The organism is Streptomyces sp. NEAU-W12, from assembly GCF_026242095.1.
In the GTDB taxonomy this organism is placed as follows: domain Bacteria; phylum Actinomycetota; class Actinomycetes; order Streptomycetales; family Streptomycetaceae; genus Streptomyces.
In genome coordinates, this window is record NZ_JAPJDM010000022.1 from 87,706 (window position 1) to 107,791 (window position 20,086).

At 72.8% G+C, this 20,086-nt stretch carries 18 protein-coding genes and 1 pseudogene; 7 read left to right on the top strand and 12 right to left on the bottom strand.

Features of this window, described 5'->3' with window-relative positions; translation table 11 throughout:
* The first annotated feature begins 1 nt into the window (after position 1).
* The 3 genes from ORI94_RS25815 to pssA all read left to right on the top strand — a co-directional run bounded on the left by ORI94_RS25815 (position 2) and on the right by pssA (position 2,886).
* Complete coding sequence (locus ORI94_RS25815) at positions 2 to 1,216, top strand: acyl-CoA dehydrogenase family protein (protein WP_266079838.1); 1,215 nt, start codon at positions 2 to 4, stop codon at positions 1,214 to 1,216.
* A 172-nt stretch (positions 1,217 to 1,388) separates the two neighbouring features.
* A complete protein-coding gene (locus ORI94_RS25820) occupies positions 1,389 to 2,045 on the top strand; it encodes a phosphatidylserine decarboxylase (protein ID WP_266079840.1) in 657 nt (218 codons plus the stop codon).
* A gap of 25 nt (positions 2,046 to 2,070) precedes the next feature.
* Entirely contained in the window at positions 2,071 to 2,886 is an 816-nt protein-coding gene (gene pssA / locus ORI94_RS25825) for a CDP-diacylglycerol--serine O-phosphatidyltransferase (protein ID WP_042164561.1), read from the top strand.
* A 519-nt stretch (positions 2,887 to 3,405) separates the two neighbouring features.
* Here the strand turns inward: pssA and ORI94_RS25830 are convergent.
* Positions 3,406 to 4,611, bottom strand: coding sequence for a glycerate kinase (locus ORI94_RS25830; RefSeq protein WP_416237898.1), 1,206 nt, complete (start codon positions 4,609 to 4,611; stop codon positions 3,406 to 3,408).
* Between the two features lie 293 nt (positions 4,612 to 4,904).
* Between ORI94_RS25830 and ORI94_RS25835 the strand changes: the two genes are divergently transcribed.
* The gene (locus ORI94_RS25835; protein ID WP_266079842.1) at positions 4,905 to 5,408 is read left to right on the top strand and encodes an NUDIX domain-containing protein; all 504 of its coding nucleotides are present in this window, start codon (positions 4,905 to 4,907) and stop codon (positions 5,406 to 5,408) included.
* Positions 5,409 to 5,735: 327 nt separating this feature from the next.
* On the opposite strand, the gene ORI94_RS25840 is transcribed toward ORI94_RS25835, so the two are convergent.
* The 3 genes from ORI94_RS25840 to ORI94_RS25850 are packed head-to-tail and all read right to left on the bottom strand — an operon-like array spanning position 5,736 to position 9,843.
* Positions 5,736 to 6,302 (bottom strand): methylated-DNA--[protein]-cysteine S-methyltransferase, encoded by a 567-nt coding sequence (locus ORI94_RS25840; RefSeq protein WP_266079844.1) that lies wholly within the window; start codon positions 6,300 to 6,302, stop codon positions 5,736 to 5,738.
* Between the two features lie 6 nt (positions 6,303 to 6,308).
* Complete coding sequence (locus ORI94_RS25845) at positions 6,309 to 7,811, bottom strand: AlkA N-terminal domain-containing protein (RefSeq protein WP_323056090.1); 1,503 nt, start codon at positions 7,809 to 7,811, stop codon at positions 6,309 to 6,311.
* A 55-nt stretch (positions 7,812 to 7,866) separates the two neighbouring features.
* Positions 7,867 to 9,843, bottom strand: a complete 1,977-nt coding sequence (locus ORI94_RS25850; protein ID WP_266079995.1) for a heavy metal translocating P-type ATPase — start codon at positions 9,841 to 9,843, stop codon at positions 7,867 to 7,869.
* Positions 9,844 to 9,915: 72 nt separating this feature from the next.
* On the opposite strand from ORI94_RS25850, the gene ORI94_RS25855 reads away from it, so the two are divergent.
* Positions 9,916 to 10,278 carry an ArsR/SmtB family transcription factor gene (locus tag ORI94_RS25855; protein WP_042164551.1) on the top strand — a complete coding sequence of 121 codons (363 nt, stop codon included), beginning with the start codon at positions 9,916 to 9,918 and terminating at the stop codon, positions 10,276 to 10,278.
* A gap of 217 nt (positions 10,279 to 10,495) precedes the next feature.
* Here the strand turns inward: ORI94_RS25855 and ORI94_RS25860 are convergent, their stop codons facing one another.
* Entirely contained in the window at positions 10,496 to 11,155 is a 660-nt protein-coding gene (locus ORI94_RS25860) for a ScbR family autoregulator-binding transcription factor (protein ID WP_266079847.1), read from the bottom strand.
* Between the two features lie 559 nt (positions 11,156 to 11,714).
* On the opposite strand from ORI94_RS25860, the gene ORI94_RS25865 reads away from it, so the two are divergent.
* Complete coding sequence (locus ORI94_RS25865) at positions 11,715 to 12,395, top strand: HAD family hydrolase (protein ID WP_266079849.1); 681 nt, start codon at positions 11,715 to 11,717, stop codon at positions 12,393 to 12,395.
* A gap of 33 nt (positions 12,396 to 12,428) precedes the next feature.
* Here the strand turns inward: ORI94_RS25865 and dhaL are convergent, their stop codons facing one another.
* From dhaL to ORI94_RS25900, 7 genes and pseudogenes are all read right to left on the bottom strand, one after another.
* On the bottom strand, positions 12,429 to 13,106 hold the full coding sequence (dhaL, locus tag ORI94_RS25870) for a dihydroxyacetone kinase subunit DhaL (RefSeq protein WP_266079851.1): 678 nt from the start codon (positions 13,104 to 13,106) through the stop codon (positions 12,429 to 12,431).
* Positions 13,107 to 13,168: 62 nt separating this feature from the next.
* A complete protein-coding gene (locus ORI94_RS25875; RefSeq protein ID WP_266079853.1) occupies positions 13,169 to 14,167 on the bottom strand; it encodes a dihydroxyacetone kinase subunit DhaK in 999 nt (332 codons plus the stop codon).
* A 246-nt stretch (positions 14,168 to 14,413) separates the two neighbouring features.
* Positions 14,414 to 14,923 (bottom strand): O-acetyl-ADP-ribose deacetylase, encoded by a 510-nt coding sequence (locus ORI94_RS25880; protein WP_266079855.1) that lies wholly within the window; start codon positions 14,921 to 14,923, stop codon positions 14,414 to 14,416.
* Positions 14,920 to 16,329 (bottom strand): phytoene desaturase family protein, encoded by a 1,410-nt coding sequence (locus tag ORI94_RS25885; protein WP_266079857.1) that lies wholly within the window; start codon positions 16,327 to 16,329, stop codon positions 14,920 to 14,922. Before ORI94_RS25885 ends, ORI94_RS25880 begins: the two co-directional genes overlap by 4 nt.
* A 180-nt stretch (positions 16,330 to 16,509) precedes the next feature.
* Entirely contained in the window at positions 16,510 to 17,355 is an 846-nt protein-coding gene (locus ORI94_RS25890) for an inositol monophosphatase family protein (protein WP_266079859.1), read from the bottom strand.
* Between the two features lie 91 nt (positions 17,356 to 17,446).
* Positions 17,447 to 18,107, bottom strand: a pseudogene (locus ORI94_RS25895) (gamma-glutamyltransferase); the annotation flags it as partial.
* Positions 18,108 to 18,138: 31 nt separating this feature from the next.
* Entirely contained in the window at positions 18,139 to 18,513 is a 375-nt protein-coding gene (locus ORI94_RS25900; RefSeq protein ID WP_266079861.1) for a nuclear transport factor 2 family protein, read from the bottom strand.
* Between the two features lie 196 nt (positions 18,514 to 18,709).
* On the opposite strand from ORI94_RS25900, the gene ORI94_RS25905 reads away from it, so the two are divergent.
* Positions 18,710 to 20,077 (top strand): TrpB-like pyridoxal phosphate-dependent enzyme, encoded by a 1,368-nt coding sequence (locus ORI94_RS25905; RefSeq protein WP_266079863.1) that lies wholly within the window; start codon positions 18,710 to 18,712, stop codon positions 20,075 to 20,077.
* Positions 20,078 to 20,086: the final 9 nt, after the last annotated feature.

Genomic DNA, 20,086 nt, shown 5'->3' on the forward strand with positions numbered 1-20,086 from the left:
GATGAGCCGTCTCGCCCAGACCCACGGCCTCACGGACGTCCAGCGGGAGATCCTGTCCACCGTCCGGGACTTCGTGGACAAGGAGATCATCCCGGTCGCGACCGGCCTGGAGCACCGCGACGAGTACCCGCAGCAGATCGTCGACGGCCTGAAGGAACTCGGCCTGTTCGGCCTGATGATCCCCGAGGAGTACGGGGGCCTGGGCGAGTCGCTCCTCACCTACGCCCTGTGCGTGGAGGAGATCGCGCGCGGCTGGATGTCGGTGTCCGGCATCATCAACACGCACTTCATCGTGGCGTACATGATCAAGCAGCACGGTACGGACGAGCAGAAGGACCACTTCCTGCCGCGCATGGCGGCCGGCGACGTCCGGGGCGCGTTCTCCATGTCGGAGCCGGCGCTGGGTTCCGACGTGTCGGCGATCTCCTCGAAGGCGGTGAGGGACGGCGACGAGTACGTCCTGGACGGCCAGAAGATGTGGCTGACGAACGGCGGCACGTCGTCCCTGGTGGCCGTCCTCGTCAGGAGTGACGAAGGACACTCCCCTTCGGAGACGGCTGCGGCGCCGCACAGGTCGATGACGACCTTCCTGGTGGAGAAGGAGCCCGGATTCGGCGAGGTCCGGCCCGGACTGACCATCCCGGGCAAGATCGACAAGATGGGCTACAAGGGCGTCGACACGACCGAGCTCATCATGGACGGCCTGCGCGTTCCGGCGGACCGCGTGCTCGGCGGGGCCACCGGCCGCGGTTTTTACCAAATGATGGACGGCGTCGAGGTCGGCCGGGTCAATGTGGCGGCACGCGGCTGCGGTGTCGCCCAGCGCGCCTTCGAGCTCGGCGTCCGCTACGCCCAGCAGCGACACACCTTCGGCAAGCAGATCGCCCAGCACCAGGCCATTCAGTTCAAGCTCGCGGAGATGGCTACCAAGGTGGAGGCGGCGCATGCGATGATGGTGAACGCCGCACGCAAAAAGGACTCCGGAGAACGAAACGACCTTGAAGCAGGGATGGCCAAGTACCTCGCGTCCGAGTACTGCAAGGAGGTCGTGGAGGACGCCTTCCGGATCCACGGCGGCTACGGCTTTTCCAAGGAGTACGAGATCGAGCGCCTCTACCGCGAGGCGCCGATGCTGCTGATCGGCGAGGGCACCGCCGAGATCCAGAAAATGATCATCGGCCGCAGACTGCTCGAAGAGTATCGATTCCAGGGATGAATGTCCGGATACGGGGTGTTTTCGTGGGCTACAGGATCACACCCCGTCAGCACCCTCCGGCCATCGACTCGACTGACTGGCTTACCCAGTTGTCGCCCGGAGCCGCTACGATCGCCGGAAAGCCGCCGTCCCCCGTCCATGTGCGCGGCACTATCCGCTACGAAGGTCATCCATGCCCCACAGCCAAACCTCTGCATCTCGCGACAGCCTCGCCGGCGTGCGCCTCGCGCGCGGAGCATCGCCGTGGCTCCTGCCGACCGTCGCCACCGCAGCCGTCAGCCTGGTCCGCGCCCGCCGTTCGGGTGCCGCCAAGGCCGTAGCCGTCCCCGTCACCGCTCTCGCGGCGGGGATGCTGTGGTTCTTCCGCGACCCCGAGCGCGAGATCACCCGGGGCCGGGTCATCTCGCCCGCCGACGGTGTGGTGCAGAGCATCATGCCGTGGAAGGACGGCCGGACCCGCGTCGCGATCTTCATGAGCCCGCTCAATGTTCACGTCAACCGCGCGCCGCTGGCCGGCACGGTGACGTCGGTCGAGCACATCTCCGGTGGATTCGTTCCCGCCTTCAACAAGGAGAGCGAGAACAACGAGCGCGTCGTCTGGCACTTCGACACCGAGCTCGGTGACATCGAGATGATCCAGATCGCCGGTGCGGTCGCCCGTCGCATCGTGCCCTACCTGCCCGAGGGCACCAAGGTCGAGCAGGGCGAGCGGATCGGTCTCATCCGGTTCGGCTCCCGCGTCGACCTCTACCTGCCCGAGGGCGTGGAGATCGACGTCGAGGTGGGCCAGAAGACCGTGGCTGGGGTGACTCGCATTGACCGTGATTGATCCGGAGAAGACCAGTACCGGCTGGGTGCCCGGCGCCGAGGAGGCGGACGACGAGGAGGAGATGCCCCTCTCTCTCCGCCTGTCGATAGCGGACACCCTCACCCTCGGCAACGCCACCTGCGGCTTCATGGCCGTGTACTTCACCACCACCGGCATCCTGATCCCGCACCTCACGGGCAGCCAGGAGACCGGGATGGCCCGGCACAGCGCGGCCACGGCCGTGATCCTCATGCTGTGCGCGGCGGTCTTCGACCTGTTCGACGGCCTGGTGGCCCGCAAGCTGCGCTCCTCCCCCATGGGCGCGGAGCTCGACAACCTCTCGGACCTGATCAGCTTCGGTCTGGCCCCGGCGTACTTCGTCCTCGTCTACGGCATGGTCGCGGACGACGCGCACCAGAAGGTGGCCGCGGTCGGGGCGATCGTGGTGCTGCTGGCGGTGGTGCTGAGACTTGCCCGGTTCTCCTGCGTCACCGTCAAGGACGGCACCTTCCAGGGCATGCCGTCCCCGTTCGGTGCGCTGACCGTCGTCTCGATCGTGCTCCTCGAGCTGCCGTTCGTGGCGACGGTGCTGGCCGTGCTGGGCACCGCCTGGCTGATGGTGAGCAGGGTCGAGTACCCGAAGCCTCGGGGCCCCCTCGCGGTCGCGATGCTCTCCTGGATCGTGCTGGCCATGGGCCTCCTGGCGGCCTGGGCCTTCGACGCCCCGAGCGGCCAGCTGCTCCTGCAGACCGGCTGCGCGCTGCAGCTGGTGCTGGGCGCGGTGATCCCGCTGTTCGCCACGGCTCGCCGGGTGAACAACTTCCGCGACAACCGGCGCGAGGCACGGGCGGCGCAGCCGTAACGCCCGCCGCTCCGGGCCTCGGACCCTGTGGGGTCCGGGGCCCTTTGTCGTGCGGGCCCCCGGCGTGGGTGCGGACCCTGCCGACGGCTCCGCCCCGGGCCTTCGCCCGACCCACCATCCGGCTCGGGAGGACAGCCTGCCGGCCCGGTCTTCCCGGCCCCCGAGCCGGCCTTCCGGAGCCGGAGCACGGGCAGAGCGGCCGGGCCGCTCTGCCCGTGCTTTTCCACCGAGCCGGGGCCTGCTGCGAACGGGGCGCGTGCCGCGCGACGCCCGGCGGGCACTCCCGCCGCACCGCCCGAAAGCCCGGGTACGTCCGGTACGAGGGCTTTTGGGCGGCACGCCCGGAGCACGCTCCCCCGAGCTCTCGGCTTCGCTCGAGCAGGGGGACCCCCATGACGCCGCGCGAATGCCCTGCGGACGACGACGCCACCTGCGCCACAGGCCGTAGTCGGGTGGTGGAGGGGCACGGGCCGGGGGGCCAGGGAGCAGAGCCCTCTGGCACGGCGCGGCCGGGCGGCCTCAGCTCAGGAAGTCCCGGGCGATCCGCTCCGCGGTGCGCTCCAGGAGCGGGCCCGCCTGCGCGACGCACGTCGCCACGTCCGGCTCGAGATCGGTCAGCGCGTACGCCCGCCGGATCCCCGCCCTCCCCAGCGCCTCCGGCGGCAGCGCGAGCCGCCCGCACACCGCGACGACCTCCTTGCCGGCTCCACGGGCCGCCGCGGCCACCCCTGCCGGGGCCTTGCCGTGCAGGGTCTGCTCGTCCAGCGAGCCCTCCCCGGTGATCACGAGGTCGGCACGCTCCACCGCGGGCGCGAAGCCGAGGACGTCCAGCATGACCTCGATACCGGGCCGGAACCGGGCCCCGAGGAGCAGCGCGCCGTACCCGATGCCGCCGGCCGCGCCGGCCCCCGGCGCGGCGGCGAGCTCCGTGGCCCTGGCCCCGGCCGGCTCCTCCAGCACCTTCACGAAGTGCGCGAGCGCCGCGTCCAGCCGCTGTACGTCCTCGGGGGAGGCGCCCTTCTGCGGGCCGTAGACCGCCGCGGCGCCCTTCGGGCCGGTCAGCGGGTTGTCGACGTCACTGGCGAGCACGAACCCGATCTCGCCGAGGCGCGGGTCCAGGCCCGACAGGTCCGCCGAGGCCAGTTCGGCGAGAGCTGCGCCGCCCGGCGTCACCGGCTCGCCGTCGGCCTTCAGGAAGCGGGCGCCCAGCGCGGCCAGCATGCCGCTGCCACCGTCCGTGCCGGAGCTGCCGCCCACCCCGAACACCAGGGTGCGCGCGCCCTCGTCCAGCGCGGCCGTCAGCAGCTCGCCGGATCCGTACGTGGACGCCGTCAGCGGTGCGAGGACGCCGCCCGGCAGCCGCGCGAGTCCGCTGGCCTCCGCCATCTCCACCACGGCGGTGTCGCCGCGCAGCGCGAACGCCGCGGTGACCTCGTCGCCGAGGGGACCGGTGACCCGTACCTCCCGCCGGTCGAACCCGGCCGCGACCGCCGCGGCCACCGTGCCGTCGCCTCCGTCGGCCACGGGCAGCGCCTCGACCTCGAGGCCGGGCACCACCCCGCGCAGCCCGGCGGTCACCCGCTCGGCGACCTCCACGGCCGTCAGCGACCCCTTGAACTTGTCCGCGGCGACGAGCACCCGCCGCACCGACGCTTCGGGCTGTGCGGACCGTGCCGCTCCTGCCGACCGTGCCGGTCGGGTACCGCTCACTGCAGCGTCCGCCACTTCCGCCATCCCCTTGCTCTCCGGGCCCGTACGCATACCGGGTCAGCCGCGCCACCACCGACCCTAGTCCTCGGCGCCCCGGACCGTCATGCCCCTGCCCAGCCCGTGGAACGGCGTCGAGGACTAGGGCCGGTCGCACCGGGCGCGAGGCGGGCGCCGGGCCGGGGCCGCCGCGCTCCCGGCGCGTGCGCCGTCCGGTGGCCGGGCGCGGGGCCCGCGTGTGCTGCCGTGCGCCCTGGCCGGCCGGGCTTCCGGCCGCGGTGGGGGCCGTTCGCCGCCACTACCCTTCCCGCATGACCATCGCACAGGACGTTCAGGACTACGCCACCTATATCGCCTCGCTCCCCCGGGTCCTCGCCGGCGCCGGCGCCCTCTTCCGGGACGGCGAGGGCCGCGTGCTGCTCGTCGAGCCGAACTACCGTGAGGGGTGGGCGCTGCCCGGCGGCACGATCGAGTCGGACGAGGGCGAGACCCCCCGGCAGGGGGCGCGGCGCGAGACGGCCGAGGAGATCGGGCTGGACCGTGAGCTCGGACGGCTGCTCGTCGTGGACTGGGCGCGCGGACCCGGGCGGCCGCCGGTGGTGGCGTACCTGTACGACGGCGGAGTGCTCGGCGCGGAAGACCTCGCGGCGATCCGCCTCCAGGAATCCGAACTGCTGTCCTGGCGGCTCGTGCCGCGCGAGGAGCTGACCGACTGTCTCTCCGCTCCCCTCGGGCGCCGTGTGCTGGCCGCCCTGGACGTCCTCGCCGACGGTTCGGGCACCGCGGAGCTGGAGGAGGGGCGTCGAGCGTACTGAGGCCGGCCGAGGCCGGCCCGACCGGGATTCGACGGACTCCGGGAGTCCGCCGGGTGCCGCGACGGGCACCCGGTGACACCACGACTGTGTCTTCCGTCAGGCCTTCCGTGGCGGACGACACGGGGTCTGAACGCAGGCACCACCGGTTGGTGTACGAACGGTTCGGCCACGCGGCTCGATCCCGGTGCCCTCCGCTCCCTACCGGACCGCGGCCACCGGCCCGGAGCCGGTCCTCGTCCTGGCCGCGCCGAGCGCCGTGTTCGCCCCCGAGACGCTGCTCGGGGACGGCAGGGGTCCCGCGACGTGCGGACCGCGGCGGGGGCGCCTTCACTCCCGGGCGGCCCCCGTCGTCCGTGTCCCGCCGGTGCGGGGGTTCCCGACGGAGCCGGGGAGCGGTGGCTGCTGGAACAGGCCCGGGCCCCGCTCGAGCTCCAGCAGTCGCTGCTTGCGCTGCAGGCCGCCCCCGTATCCGGTGAGGCCGCCGCTCGCGCCGACGACCCGGTGGCAGGGGATGACGATGCCGATCGGGTTGCGGCCGTTGGCCAGTCCGACGGCCCTGGACGCCTTCGGGTTGCCGAGGTCCTCGGCGAGTTCACCGTAGGTGCGGGTCTCGCCGTAGGGGATGCCCGCCAGCAGGTCCCAGACCCGGCGCTGGAACGGGGTGCCGTGCGGGCGCAGTTCCAGGGTGAACTCCCTCAGCCCGCCCGCGAAGTAGGCCTCCAGTTGTTCCCCGGCCTCGGCGAAGGCCCTCGCGCCGTCGACGCGGTCGCCGAAGGTCTCCTCCGCGGGGCGGTGGCGCTGGCCGGTCATGTAGAGGCCGCACAGGACGCCGCCGTCGTCGGCGACGAGCGTCAGCGGGCCGTACGGGCTGTCGATCACGGTGTGCTGCTTCATACGTCCTCATGTCGGCAGGAGGTTGATCGGGTGGCTGTCCGTCGCCCACAGGTACTGCACCGCGTACGCCCGCCAGGGCCGCCAGGCCGCCGCGTGCGCGGTGAGCGCGGCGGGGGTGGAGGGCAGGCCGAGTTCCCGGGCGGCACGGCGGATGCCGAGGTCGGTGGGGAGGAAGGCGTCGGGGTCACCGAGGGCGCGCATGGCGATGACGTCGGCGGTCCAGGGCCCGAAGCCCGGGAGGGCGAGGAGTTTCGCACGGGCCTCGGACCAGTCGCTCCCGACGCCCAGGCGCAGACTGCCGTCCACGAGTACGCGCACCAGGGTCGCGAAGGTGGCGCGGCGGGCGCGGGGCAGGGCCAGGGTCCCGGGGTCCAGGTCCGCGAGGGCCCCGGGGGACGGGAAGAGGTGGGTGAGTCCGCCCTCCGGGTCCGGGTCGTCCACCGGTTCGCCGTACGCGGTGACCAGGCGGGCCGCGTGGGTGCGGGCGGCCGCGGTGGAGACCTGCTGTCCGAGCACGGCCCGGACGGCGAACTCCGCCTCGTCGACCGCGCGTGGGACCCGGCGTCCGGGTGCTTTGTCCACGAGGGGGGCGAGAACCGGGTCGGTGCGCAGCCGGTCGTCGACGGCCACCGGGTCGGCGTCCAGGTCGAGGAGGCGGCGGCAGCGGCTGATGGCGACGGTGAGGTCGCGCGGGTCGGTGAGGGTGAGGCGGCAGGCGATGTGGTCGGGCCGCGGGGCCAGGGCCACGAAGCCGTGCCCGTGCGGCAGCCGCAGGGTGCGCCGGTAGGCGCCGTCCCGCCACTCCTCCACACCGGGTACGGCGGTGGCGGCGAGGTGACCGAAGAGGTTGTCGGGGGTGAGCGGGGCCCGGAACGGCAGGCGCAGCGACAGAGCGGCGGGGGTGCCGGGGGCCGCGGCAGGGCCGGGCGTCCGCTTCGGCGCGCGGGCGCGCAGGTCGCTCGGGGCGAGGGCGAAGACCTCGCGCACGGTGTCGTTGAAGGTGCGGACGGAGGAGAAGCCTGCGGCGAAGGCGATCTCCGCCATCGGCAGGGTCGTCGTCTCGATGAGCAGCCGCGCCGTCTGCGCGCGCTGGGCCCGCGCGAGGGCGAGGGGCCCGGCGCCCAGCTCGGCGAGCAGTTGGCGTTCGACCTGCCGGGTGCTGTAGCCGAGCCGGGCGGCGAGCCCGGGCACGCCCTCCCGGTCCACGGTCCCGTCGGCGATCAGCCGCATGGCACGGGCCACGGCGTCGGCCCGCTGGTTCCACTCCGGTGAGCCGGGGCTGGTGTCGGGACGACACCGCTTGCAGGCCCGGAACCCCGCCTGCTGGCAGGCCGCCGCGCTCGGGTGGAAGACCATGTTCTCGGGCTTGGGCGGTACCACCGGGCAGCTGGGCCTGCAGTAGATGCCGGTGGTCAGGACCGCGGTGAAGAACCAGCCGTCGAACCGCGCGTCCTTGGACCGGACGGCGCGGACGCAGCGTTCGGTGTCGGTGTGCATCCCCTTCTGCATGGGTCCAGCATCGGGCACGGGCCGGGCCCGGTCTCGCGGGAATCCGACATGAACCTCAGCCGGCCTGCGCCGCCCCGGTCCGCCACGCCGACTCGCGCAGCAGCCGCAGCCCGTTGAGGCCGACCAGGACGGTCGAGCCCTCGTGGCCGGCGACGCCGAGCGGGAGCGGAAGGTGACCGATCAGGTCCCACAGGACCAGGACGGTGATGGCCGTGCCGGCGACGACGAGGTTCTGCACGACCAGCCGGCGGGCGGTCCGCGACAGCCGTACGACCGCGGGCACGGTGGCGAGTTCGTCCCGTACGACGACGGCGTCCGCGGTCTCCAGGGCCAGGTCGGAGCCCGCGCGGCCCATGGCGATGCCCGCGTGGGCGGCGGCGAGGGCGGGCGCGTCGTTGACACCGTCACCGACGAACAGGACCTTGCGGCCGGCGTCCTGGAGGTCCCTCACGGCATGCGCCTTGTCCTCGGGCAGGAGGCCGGCACGGACGTCCGTGAGGCCGGTGGCGTCGGCCACCCGGGCGGCGGCGCGCGCGTTGTCACCGGTCAGCAGGACGGGCGCGGTGCCGGTGAGGTCGGTCAGCCCGGCGGTCGCCCCGGGGGCACCGGGGCGGAGGCGGTCGGTGAGGGCGAGGGTGCCGACGGGCACACCGTCGCGGGTGACGTGGACGAGGGTCTCACCGCCGTCAGGGCCGAGCGGCCGTTCGTCCGCCTCGTCGGCCCTGCGGTCCGCCCCGGCTGCCGCTTCCGCGCGGCCGACGGTCACGACGTGCCCGGCGACGGTGGCGGTGACGCCCCGGCCGGGGGTGGCCGAGAAGTCCGTGGCGGGGGTGAGGGGCAGGGCGCGGGCGCGGGCGGCGGCCACCACGGCGCGGGCCAGCGGGTGCTCGCTGGCGTGTTCGGCGGAAGCGGTCAGGGCGACCAGGGCGTCCTCGTCGAGGCCGGAGCCGGGCAGCGGACGTACGGCGGTCACCTCGGGGGTGCCTTCGGTGAGGGTGCCGGTCTTGTCGAGGGCCGTCGTGTCGATCTCGCCGAGGCGTTCCATCGCGACGGCCGACTTGACCAGGACGCCGTGCCGTCCGGCGTTGGCGATGGCGGACAGCAGGGGCGGCATCGTGGCGAGCACGATCGCGCAGGGCGAGGCGACGATCATGAAGGTCATCGCCCGCAGCAGGGCGTCGGTGAGGTTCTCGCCGAAGGCGAGCGGGATGCCGAACACCGCGAGGGTGGCCACCACCACGCCGACCGCGTACCGCTGCTCGATCTTCTCGATGAACAGCTGGGTGGGCGCCTTGGTCCGGGACGCCTCCTCGACCAGGGCGACGATGCGGGCGATCACCGAGTCGGCCGGGTCGCGTCCGACCCGCACCCGCAGGGCGCCGGTGCCGTTGAGGGTGCCGGCGAAGACCTCGTCGCCGGGGCGTTTGACGACCGGCAGCGACTCGCCGGTGATGGTGGCCTGGTCGGCCTCGCTGACGCCGTCCAGGACGGTGCCGTCGGCGCCGATGCGCTCACCGGGGCGGACCAGCAGGACGTCGCCGAGGGCGAGCTCGGCGGTGGGCACGGACTCCTCGCCGGTGCCGGTCAGCCGGGTCGCCGTGGTGGGCGCGAGGTCGAGCAGTCCGCGTACGGAGTCGGCGGTGCGGGCGGTGGCCAGGGCTTCCAGGGCGCCGGAGGTGGCGAAGATGACGATGAGCAGGGCGCCGTCGAGCACCTGGCCGATGGCGGCGGCGCCGAGCGCGGCGACGATCATCAGGAGGTCGACGTCGAGGGTCTTCCCGCGCAGCGCGCGGAGCCCTTCGAGGGCCGGTTCCCAGCCTCCGCACACGTAGGCGAGCGCGAAGGGGACACCGCTCGCCCAGCCCGGCGCCCCGCCGAGGTCCAGTGCGAGACCGGCCAGGAAGGCGACGAGCGAGGCGAGCGCCCATCGCGCCTCCGGGAGGGCGAGCACGCGGGTGCGGCGGCGCCCCGCCGGGACCTCGGTGGACGGCAGGGGTGCGGGAGCGAGAGTCGTGGACACGGCCGCCACCATACAGGAACACATGAAGAATGATTCATCTGTTCATTCATTCGGCCGTTCGTGACCGGTGGGTAGGATGCCCGTATGGGTCATGGAGCCGTCATCCCCGCGCAGGACGACGCCGAGCGTGTCCGCCTCGACGCGGACAATGCCGCGAAGGTCGCCACCACGCTCCAGGCCCTGTCCACCCCGTCCCGGCTGCTGATCCTCGCCCGGCTGCGCGAAGGGCCTCTGCCGGCCACGGAGTTGGCGGCGGAGGTGGGCATGGAGCAGTCGGCCTGCTCGCACCAGCTGCGGCTGCTGCGCAACCTGGGCCTGGTGGTGGGCGAACGCCGGGGCCGTTCCGTGGTGTACGCGCTGCACGACCACCATGTCGCCGAGCTGCTGGACCAGGCCGTGTACCACGTGGAGCATCTGCGGCTCGGGATCACCGACGCGGCCGAGTGACCGGGCCGGCCCCGCGGGCGCCGCTCGCCGCGCACCGCCCGGGCCGGGCCGGGCTCACATCCCGCTGTGGGCGTGCCGCCCGTGAACAGCGGGCGCGGGGACCGCAGACCGCGACCGCCGGCGGAGGAAAGCCGGCGGAGCGGGCCACGGTCGCGTGGGCCCGCCCCGTGGCCACGGCGCGGAATTCCGGCCTACGGAGCCGAGCGGTTCGACTCCGTCAGGCAGGGCACGGAGCGGGGCCCTCCCCCTGCGCGGGCATCGCCGCCCGTGCCCGGGCGAGCAGAGCGGCCGGGTCGGGATCCGCCTGCAGGAACCGCAGCGCCAGCATCCACCACTGGTCGAGCCGCTCCCTCCAGTTCCGCCCGCCCGGCATCTCGTCGGTCAGGGTGCAGAGCCCGAAGAACGCGCACACGAGCGTCACGGCCGCGGCCGACGGCTCGACCCCCTCCGCGAGTTCACCCCTGGTGCGGGCCTGCGCGAGAAGCCGGGTGGCGGCCACCGACCAGGCGTCGAACGGCGTGGGCACGTCGGCCTCGATGGTGTGGCGTTCCGCCCACAGCCGTGCACCGGCACGCGCGACGACGTCCTCGCTGAGGGACTGCGCGACCCGGAAGCTGAGACCGACCAGCTTCTCCAGCGGAGGAACGCCGGGCCCGGCGTAGACGGCGTCGAGCTGCGGCCAGGTGGCGAACCGCTCGCGGACCACGGCCAGCGCCAGCTTCTCCTTGCTGGAGTAATGGAAATAGATCGCCCCACTGGTTCTTCCCGAGTGATCACTTATGTCATTGACACTTGTTCCCGCATATCCCCGTTCGACGAATAGATGTGCTGCCGACTCCAACAGCACTTTACGGGTCGCACGCGCCCTGTCCTGCACTCCAGTTCCACCTTCGCTCAAACGCGCCAACGTCAAGACGGGAAAAGTCGGGCACCACTCGTAGAGGCACATACGCAGCGCGCGAAGATCTTATTATTCTTCGGCCATGCGTGGGAACGGACCGCAACGCAAACCGAGTCCGCCCCGCTGAACAGAATCGTTTCAGCTGAGCACGGAAGCCGCACACCGGCCGACGTCACGGCACCCCGGGAACAGCTTTCACCAGGCACGTCGACCGCCCTCCAAGCGCTCCGACTTCTTTCTCCACCCCGCACACGAGGGGCCGGCACCCCTCAGCCGGGACATTCTCATGCACTCGAATTGGTGATTGCGGAAATCGCAGAAGCGAAATTAACGTAATGACCACGATGTTTTTGGGGTTCGCCCGAGAACGACGATCCGCGTCCGTCACCGCGCGCTCCGTCACGCTCGCACGACCGCGGCAGCCGTACGGCACCCCCACCACCGCTCGTGTCCACGAGCGGATCGCTCACCTCCCGACACCCACCTGCGCCCCGGCACCGAACCGGTCGGCGCGGCCTTGGAGAACGGCAGTTGCATGACAGCTCATCGCATCCTTTCCTGGTCCCCCGCCGCCATCGTCTTCGACTGCGACGGCACCCTGATGGACACGGAACAACACTGGCAGGAGGCCCGGAGCATCACCTTCCGGGCGTTCAGCCTCAAACCGCCTGCCGGGTTCGCCGACCGGGCGAAGGGCATGCACTACACCGAGTGCGGCGCGCTCATGGCCGAGGAGACCGGGAAACCGGACCTCGTGGAGGACCTGACCAGCACACTCCTCGACACCTTCACCACGCTCGTCGACCAGGACCCCGTCACCATGCCGGGCGCCGCCGCCCTGGTCCGGCTGGCCGCCCGCCACCTCCCCCTCGCCGTGGCGAGCAACTGCCCCCGCGAGGTGGTGGAGTCGTGTCTGGACCGGGCCGGGCTTCTCAGCTGCTTCGGCCACGTCGTGGTCGCCGGCGAGAACGTACGGCCGAAGCCGGAGCCCGACGTCTACCAGGTGGCCGCCCGGCTCTGCGGCGTGCCGCCCGAGGAGGCGCTGGCCGTGGAGGACTCGTTGACCGGCATGGAGTCCGCCCGCCGGGCGGGACTGCGCGTCCTCGGTCTAGGGCCGTGCCCGCCGGGGCCGGAAGCGGAGAAGGCAGACCTGTGGGTCACGAGCCTCGCCGACGGTGAACTGCTGTCGTGGGTCCACAGCCGGATCGGCGCGTAGAGGGCGCCGGCCCGGGCGGGGGGGGGGCGGCGTTCAGCCGGTGGAGAGATGAGGCGCCAGGGTGTGCACGGTCGCGGCGGCGGCGGCGAAGAACAGGGCGACGCCCACCGCTCCGGGGTCCGGGATGCCTGTCACCCGGTCACCCAAGTAGCTCGCCCGGCCCCTGCGCGCCGTCAGGGACGCGGTGTCCCGCACTCCCTGCCATGCGCCGTCCGCTGCCGCGGCCAGAGCCGCAGCCGGCGGAGTGCCTTCCGCCGCCCGCAACGCGGCGGCGGCCGGGGTCAGCGCATCGACCAGTGTCTTGTCCCCGGGCACGGCATCTCCCACACGGCGGATGGCGGCCAGGCCCTGGGCGGTGCCCTCGGCGAGCGCACCCGTGGTCAACCCGCCGCCGGGATCGGCGGCGGAATCGGCGGCGGCCCTGCTCAACGCCTGGAACAACAGACCGAACAGAGGGCCGCTGGTACCACCGATCTCGTCGAGGAAGGCGGTGGCCATGGCTCCCAGCTCCTTCGCGGAGTCGGCCGGACCTCCGGTCCGGTCGAGCAGCAGCCCGGCGGCCCGGACCCCCGCGGCGAGATTGGTCCCGAAGTCGCCGTCCCCCACCTTCTGGTCCAGTTCGGTCAGCTCGGCCTCGGTGGCGTACACCGATTCGGCGAAGCGACGCATCCAGTCACGGGTCTGTGTGGTGTCGAAAGCGGTGGTCGTCATGATGCCGTCCTCCTGCTCCTGTCACGGGCCGTCGGGAGCCGGGCCCCTCGGCCACCGGCCACTCACCACCGCCACTGCGGGGTGTGGACCGGCGCGTCGTAGAAGTCCAGCACCGCGTGGTCGGCGACCATGAGGGTAAGGGAGAAGCCCCGCATGTCGAGTGCCGTGACGTAGTCGCCGACGAGGTGCCGGGCGAGCCTGACCCGCCGGGCGTCGAGGACGCGGCCCAGCTCACCGAAGATGCCGTACAGCTCGAGCGACGTGACCGAGCCCAGGCCGTTGACCAGGGCTACGACCGGATCGTCGGGGCCGGGGCGCAGCGCGTCCAGCAGCACCCCCGTCATGTCCTCCACCAGCACGCCGACCTGTTTCTGGCTCCGGGTGTGGTCGGCGCGTTCCCCATGGATACCGACGCCGTACTCCAGTTCGCCGGCCGGCAGCTCGAAGGCCGGCTCACCGGTGACCGGTGCGTGGTGAGCGGCGGAGGCGACGGCAAGCGTCCGGCACCGGCCTGCCACGGAGGTGCCGAGGTCCACCAGGGCGTCGAGTCCCATTCCGGTGTCCGCGGCGCCGCCCAGGACCTTCTCCACCAGGACCGTGGCGCCCGTGCCACGGCGCCCGGCGGCGATGGCCTCGGAGTCGGAGGCGAGGTCGTCGTCGACGAGAACCCTCCCGCAGGCGATCCCCGCGTCGGCGAGCCGCTCGGCCGCGATACCGAAGTTGATCCGGTCGCCCGTGTAGTTCTTCACGATGTGCAGTACGCCGTCCGGTCCTGCCACCGCGCGGGAGGCCCGGAAGATCTGCCGGTTGTGCGGAGAGGCGAAGACCCTCCCGGGGCAGGCGGCGTCGAGCATGCCCGCACCGACGTATCCGGCGTGCAGGGGTTCGTGTCCCGAACCGCCGCCCGAGAGGAGCCCCACGGTCCGTGCCGGCGCGGGGTGCCGGGCGGTGACGTATCCGTCCGTGAGGTCGTAGTCCACGAGGTCCTGGTGAGCGCGGGCGAATCCGGCCAGCGCGTCGGGGACGAGTTCACCGGTGCCGTTCTCGAAGTACCTGGTCATGTACGGCGCCCCTTCCGTCCCCGGCGACGAGGCCGGACGAGTCGGCCTCCGGACGAGACCTCCATGGTGGGGGTGACGAGGTGTGTACGGCAACTCGCGCAGCGTACCGGCCGGGAAAGCGGGCCCTGGGCGTCGGCCGATCGGGTCATGGAGGCCGCGCGCCGACCGGTCGCCCCCACGCTCCCGGGCAGGGCCTCCCGGCGGGGGCGAAAGCGTCGTCGGCGTCCGCTGGCCCGCCGGTGGGGGTCAGCCGACCCGTGCGGCGAACACCTCGTGGGCCCGGGCGTCGAAGAGAACGAACCTGACCTCCTCGACAGCCGTGTCAGCCGCCCGCACGGCCTCCACCGCGACACGTGCGGCGTCCTCCAGCGGCCACCCGTACACACCGGTGGAAATGGCCGGGAAGGCCACGGTCCGCGCTCCGAGCGTGTCGGCCACACGCAGTGCCTCGCGGTGGCAGGACGCCAGCAGGTGCGAGCGGTCCTCGGTCGCACTGAAGACGGGGCCGACGGTGTGGATCACCCAGCGGGCGTCCAGCCGGCCCGCGGTGGTGGCGACGGCCTGGCCGGTGGCGAGGCCCTTGCCGTACCGGGAGGCGCGCAGGCGGCGGCACTCCTGAAGGACCTCCGGACCGCCACGGCGATGGATCGCGCCGTCCACGCCGCCTCCCCCGAGCAGGGAGGAGTTGGCCGCGTTGACGATGGCGTCGGCGCGTTCGCGGGTGATGTCGCCCTGGGCGAGGGTGAGGGTGGTCATGGCTGCCGCAGCCTCCTCCAGACGGCCTTCGCCGCGTTGTGCCCGGACATGCCGTGGACACCGGGGCCGGGCGGGGTGGCCGACGAGCAGATGAACACGGCCGGGTGCGGGGTGGCGTAGGGGAACAGGGACGGGCGGGGCCGCAGCAGGAGCTGGAGTCCGGAGGCGGCGCCGGAGCCGATGTCGCCTCCGACGTAGTTGGCGTTGCGGGCGGCGATTTCGGGCGGGCCGGCGGTGGCGCGTGCCAGGACGCGGTCGCGGAACCCGGGGGCGAAGCGCTCCAGTTGGCGTTCCACGGCGTCGGTCAGGTCGCCGGACCAGCCGCTCGGGACGTGCCCGTAGGCCCAGAAGACCTGCTTGCCGGCCGGGGCACGGGTGGCGTCGGCGACGCCGGGCTGCACGGTGATGAGGAACGGCGGGTCGGGGGCGCGGCCCTCCCGGGAGGCGGCGCGCAGGGCGGCTCCGATCTCGGCGCTGTCCGCGCCGATTTGCACGGTGGTGGCCCTGCGGGCCTCGGGCGCGGTCCACGGCACCGGGCCGTCCAGCGCATAGTCGATCTTGAAGACTCCGGGGCCGTAGCGGTAGTTCGCGTAGTGGTTGCCGAGGCCGGCGATGCGGGCGAGGGCGGTGGGCGAGGTGTCGAAGACGTACGCGCGGGCCGGCGGCAGGTCGTCGAGGCGCTTGACGTCGTAGTCGGTGTGGACGGTGCCGCCGAGGTCCACCAGGTAGGCGGCGAGGGCGTCCGAGATGGCCTGGGAGCCGCCGCGGGCGACGGGCCAGCCGCGGGCGTGCGCGGCGAGGGCGAAGACCAGGCCGACGGCGCCGGTGGCGAAGCCGCCGAGGGGCGCCATCACATGGGCGACGAGCCCGGCGAACAGGGCCCTGGCCCGCTCGTCGCGGAAGCGGCGCATCAGCCAGGTGGAGGGCTGCAGTCCGACGAGGCCGAAGCGGGCCAGGCCGACCGGGTCGCGGGGCAGCGCGGTGAGCGGCAGGGACATGAAGTCGCGGACCAGGGTGTCCCACCGGGGCAGGAAGGGCTGGACCAGGCGGCGGTACGCTCCGGCGTCGCGCGGGCCGAAACTGGCGGCCGTCTCGCCGACCGACCGGGACAGCACGGCCGCCGTGCCGTCGGGGAAGGGGTGGGCCATCGGCAGGTCCGCGTGCAGCCACCGGAGACCGTAGCGCTCCAGCGGGAGGGCACGGAACGCGGGCGAGTTGACGCCCAGCGGGTGGGCCGCGGAGCACGGGTCGTGCCGGAAGCCGGGCAGGGTCAGTTCCTCGGTGCGGGCGCCGCCGCCGACGGTGTCCTTCGCCTCGAACAGGGCCACGGAGAAGCCGCGCCGGGCCAGCTCCACGGCGGCGGTCAGCCCGTTCGGCCCCGCGCCCACCACGACCACATCGAGCATCGACACCACCTTCGGAACCCCTTCGTCGGCCGACGGCAACCGGAGGCGACCAGAGCGATCAGGGGCCACCGGGAGACTCGGGATCAGGATATGCCGGGGCACCAACGCTCCCTGGGCCCCGCCCCGGGCAGCATCCGCCCGGTGGCACCGCACCCGGTGCCGACACGGCGGACCCGGAGGTCAGGCTCCGGCCGACAGCAGTCCCGCCACCCGGCGGGCCGTGGCCTCGTCGCGGGCCGCGGTGAAGGGGAGGTCGTTGCCGCCGGTGATGCGGAAGGGTTCGCCGGCCCGGGTCAGGTGGGCGCCACCCGCCTCCTCGACGAGGAGCAGACCCGCCGCGTGGTCCCAGGCCGCTTCCCAGGTGAAGGCGGTGGCGTCGGATTCACCGCGGGCGACGGCCAGGTACTCCAGTCCGGCCGAGCCGCAGGCGCGCGGGGCCACGCCGTCCGTCCCGAGGGCGATCAGGGAGCGCTTCTGGTCGTCGGTCGTGAAGTCCGGGTGGGACGTGGCCACCCGCAGGTCACGTCCGGTCTCCGGGGAGCCCGCGTGCAGCCGTGCGCCGTCGAGGAAGGCGCCCTGTCCCCGTACGGCCGTGGCAAGCTGGTCGCGGGCCGGGGCGAACGTCCAGGAGGCGTGCACGACTCCGTCCAGCACGAGGGCGACCAGGGTGCAGAATCCGGCGTCGCCGTGCACGAACTGCCGGGTGCCGTCGACCGGGTCGACGATCCACACCGGCGCCTCGCCGCGTATCCCCTCGTACGACGCCGGGTTGGCGTGCACCGCTTCCTCGCCCACCACGACCGAGCCGGGCAGCAGGGCGGGCAGCACCTCGGTGAGGTACAGCTCGGCCTGCCGGTCGGCGTCGGTCACCAGATCGTGCGGGCCGGTCTTGCGGTCGACCTCGTGGTCGGCGAGCCGGCGCCAGCGCGGCATGATTTCCTGGGCGGCGGCCTTGCGGACGGCCTCCTCCACGTCGACGGCGCGTCCGGCGAGAAACTCTTCGATGGTTTCGTTGTGCTCGATCATGCCCTCCATGAGACCACGTGCCACTGACAAACCCCGCCCGCCCGGTGCACTCCCGGCGATATCCGCATGAACAAGGGGCTCCGGAGCGAGGTCAGCGTCCCACCGCGTAGCCCTGCATGCCGCGCGGGTTCGCCGCCGCCGAGAGCACGCTCGTGGCCGGGTCCCGCGCGACCGCGCACAGCCTGCCCTCCGACCACGCCCCGCCGACCGTCACCGTGTGCCCCCGGCGCCGCAGCTCCCGCACCACCGCCGGGTCCGTGCGGGACTCCACGGTGACGCTGCCGGGACGCATGCCGCGCGGGTGGAAGGAGCCGGGAGAGCTGTCGTTGTGCCAGTTCGGGGCGTCGATCGCGCCCTGGAGGTCGAGCCCGCCGCGCACCGGGCCGCGCAGGGCGACGGACGGGGTGAGGGTGGTTCGTGGCCGGCGTGAGGGTGTTGGGCAGTCCGTCCTCCAGCCAGGTCATCTGGAGCCGGGTGCCGAGGGGGAAGCCGAGTCCGGGCACGACCGGGTTGGACTGGAGCCAGCCGCCGCTCGGGACGGCCGCGACCATGTTGCCCCAGCGGTCGACGACGTCCAGGTGGCAGGTGCCGCCGCGGGTGGCCCCGTCGCCGAGGACCTCCGGTTCGCCCGGCACGGGGGACACGGGGTACTCGGCGGCCGTCGGCTCGCCGGCCCCGGGCGCGCCGGCCCCCCTCGCGCGCGGGCCGCCCGCGCCGACGGCCGCCACGCGCGCGTGCGCGCTCAGGCGCGGACGTGAGAACCGCGGGCAGTGCGATCCGGTGTCACCCCTTCGCGGTGGCCTGGTGGGCGAGGAGCTTCCACGTGCCGTCGATCCGGGCCCACACCCCGAGCGAGCGGTTGTCCAATCGCCTCCGCACTCCCCCCGCGGTCATATGCACGCGCATTTCGCCGACCACTACGGCGGTGTCACCCGCCACGGTCACGCTGTCGACGACGTGCTCGATGCGGTGGTACACGAAATAGGCGCTCTCGCATTTCCCGACAAATGATCCGAGCGTATCCAGGGTGCCGCTGGAATGCGTGTAGGAGAGCTCGGGGTGAACGAGTTCGGCGAAGCCGTCGAAGTCCCGTTCCACGATGGCGTGGAAACGGCGCCGCTCCAGTTCACGTACGACATCCGCGTCGGCTGCGGTCACGTTTCCCTCCACCTGGGGCCGGCGACATACCCGCGTCAGTCTGCACGTTCGACCGGCGGGAGTCGTGCCCCTTTCGGCCTAGTCCGATCTGTGGAGCGCCATCGTGTCAATCAAGCAGAAAAGGTGAGGCTGCCCGACTTTCACCACATCTACGATCCCGTCACAGGAATGTCCTGGCTCTCGAAGGGAATCACCGGTGCTGAAGCGAGTTCTGCTTTCCGAGACGGATCTGCCCGACCGCTGGTACAACATCATTCCCGATCTGCCCGCCCCCCTCCCCGGCCCGCTCAACCCGGTGACGATGGCCCCGCTGCAGCCCGGCGATCTGGTCGACCTGCTCCCGCAGAAGGTCATCGAGGACGAGTTCACCGAGGAGCGCTGGGTGGAGATCCCGGAGCGGGTGCGGGACGTCTACAAGATCTGGCGGCCCTCCCCGCTGGTCCGGGCGGAGCGGCTGGAGCGCGCGCTCGACACCCCGGCGCACATCTACTTCAAGTTCGAGGGCGTGTCCCCCTCCGGCTCCCACAAGCCGAACACCGCCGTCGTCCAGGCGTACTACGCCGCCGAGGAGGGCGTGCGCCGGCTGACGACGGAGACCGGGGCGGGCCAGTGGGGCTCCGCGCTGTCGTTCGCCGGTGCGCTGTTCGGCCTCGAAGTGAACGTCTACATGGTCCGCGCGTCCTACGAGCAGAAGCCCTACCGCAAGTCGCTGATGCAGAGCTGGGGCGCCCAGGTCTTCGCGTCGCCCACGCAGCGGACCGAGGCCGGACGGCAGATCCTGGCCGAGAACCCGGACTCGCCCGGCAGCATCGGCATCGCCATCAGCGAGGCCGTGGCGGACGCGCTGAGCCGGGACGACACCAAGTTCGCGCTGGGCTCCATCATGAACAACGTGCTGCTGCACCAGAGCGTGATCGGTCTGGAGGCGAAGAAGCAGATGGAGATCATGGGCGAGTATCCCGACGTGGTGATCGGCTGCGTCGGCGGCGGCTCCAACTACGCCGGGCTCGCCTACCCGTTCATGGCGGACCGGCTCAGCGGCGAACGCCCCCGGACCCGGTTCGTCGCCGCCGAGCCCGACGCCTGCCCCACCCTCACCCGCGGCAAGCTGGCCTACGACTACCCGGACACCACCGGTCTGACCCCGCCGCTGTACATGCACACCCTCGGCCACGACTTCATCCCCGGCCGCATCCACGCCGGCGGCCTGCGCTACCACGGCGACGCGCCCAGCCTGTGCCTGCTGAAGGACCAGGGGCTGGTGGAGGCCCGGGCCTTCCCGCAGACCGAGGTCTTCGACGCGGCGGTGCGCTTCGCCCGCAGCGAGGGCTTCGTCATCGCCCCCGAGTCGTCGCACGGGCTGAAGGCGGCGCTCGTCGAGGCGCTGGCCGCCCGCGAGGCCGGTGAGGAGCGGGTCGTGCTGTTCAACATCTCCGGGCACGGCAACTTCGACCTGGCCGCCTTCGACTCCTTCCTGGCCGGGACGCTGGAGAACCCGACGGTCACGGACGAGCAGATCGCGGCGAGCCTGAGCGACCTCCCCTCGCCCGCCGCCTCGGCCTGAGAGGCCGCG

Excerpts from the sequence above, each read along its gene's own strand:
- ORI94_RS25885 (WP_266079857.1), bottom strand. The coding sequence starts at position 16,329 with ATGCTCGATGTGGTCGTGGTGGGCGCGGGGCCGAACGGGCTGACCGCC.
- ORI94_RS25815 (WP_266079838.1), top strand. The coding sequence starts at position 2 with ATGAGCCGTCTCGCCCAGACCCACGGCCTCACGGACGTCCAGCGGGAG.
- ORI94_RS25880 (WP_266079855.1), bottom strand. The coding sequence starts at position 14,923 with ATGACCACCCTCACCCTCGCCCAGGGCGACATCACCCGCGAACGCGCC.
- ORI94_RS25840 (WP_266079844.1), bottom strand. The coding sequence starts at position 6,302 with ATGAAGCAGCACACCGTGATCGACAGCCCGTACGGCCCGCTGACGCTC.
- ORI94_RS25850 (WP_266079995.1), bottom strand. The coding sequence starts at position 9,843 with ATGGTGGCGGCCGTGTCCACGACTCTCGCTCCCGCACCCCTGCCGTCC.
- dhaL (WP_266079851.1), bottom strand. The coding sequence starts at position 13,106 with ATGACGACCACCGCTTTCGACACCACACAGACCCGTGACTGGATGCGT.
- ORI94_RS25865 (WP_266079849.1), top strand. The coding sequence starts at position 11,715 with ATGACAGCTCATCGCATCCTTTCCTGGTCCCCCGCCGCCATCGTCTTC.
- ORI94_RS25890 (WP_266079859.1), bottom strand. The coding sequence starts at position 17,355 with ATGATCGAGCACAACGAAACCATCGAAGAGTTTCTCGCCGGACGCGCC.
- ORI94_RS25835 (WP_266079842.1), top strand. The coding sequence starts at position 4,905 with ATGACCATCGCACAGGACGTTCAGGACTACGCCACCTATATCGCCTCG.
- ORI94_RS25855 (WP_042164551.1), top strand. The coding sequence starts at position 9,916 with ATGGGTCATGGAGCCGTCATCCCCGCGCAGGACGACGCCGAGCGTGTC.
- ORI94_RS25875 (WP_266079853.1), bottom strand. The coding sequence starts at position 14,167 with ATGACCAGGTACTTCGAGAACGGCACCGGTGAACTCGTCCCCGACGCG.
- ORI94_RS25820 (WP_266079840.1), top strand. The coding sequence starts at position 1,389 with ATGCCCCACAGCCAAACCTCTGCATCTCGCGACAGCCTCGCCGGCGTG.
- ORI94_RS25845 (WP_323056090.1), bottom strand. The coding sequence starts at position 7,811 with ATGCAGAAGGGGATGCACACCGACACCGAACGCTGCGTCCGCGCCGTC.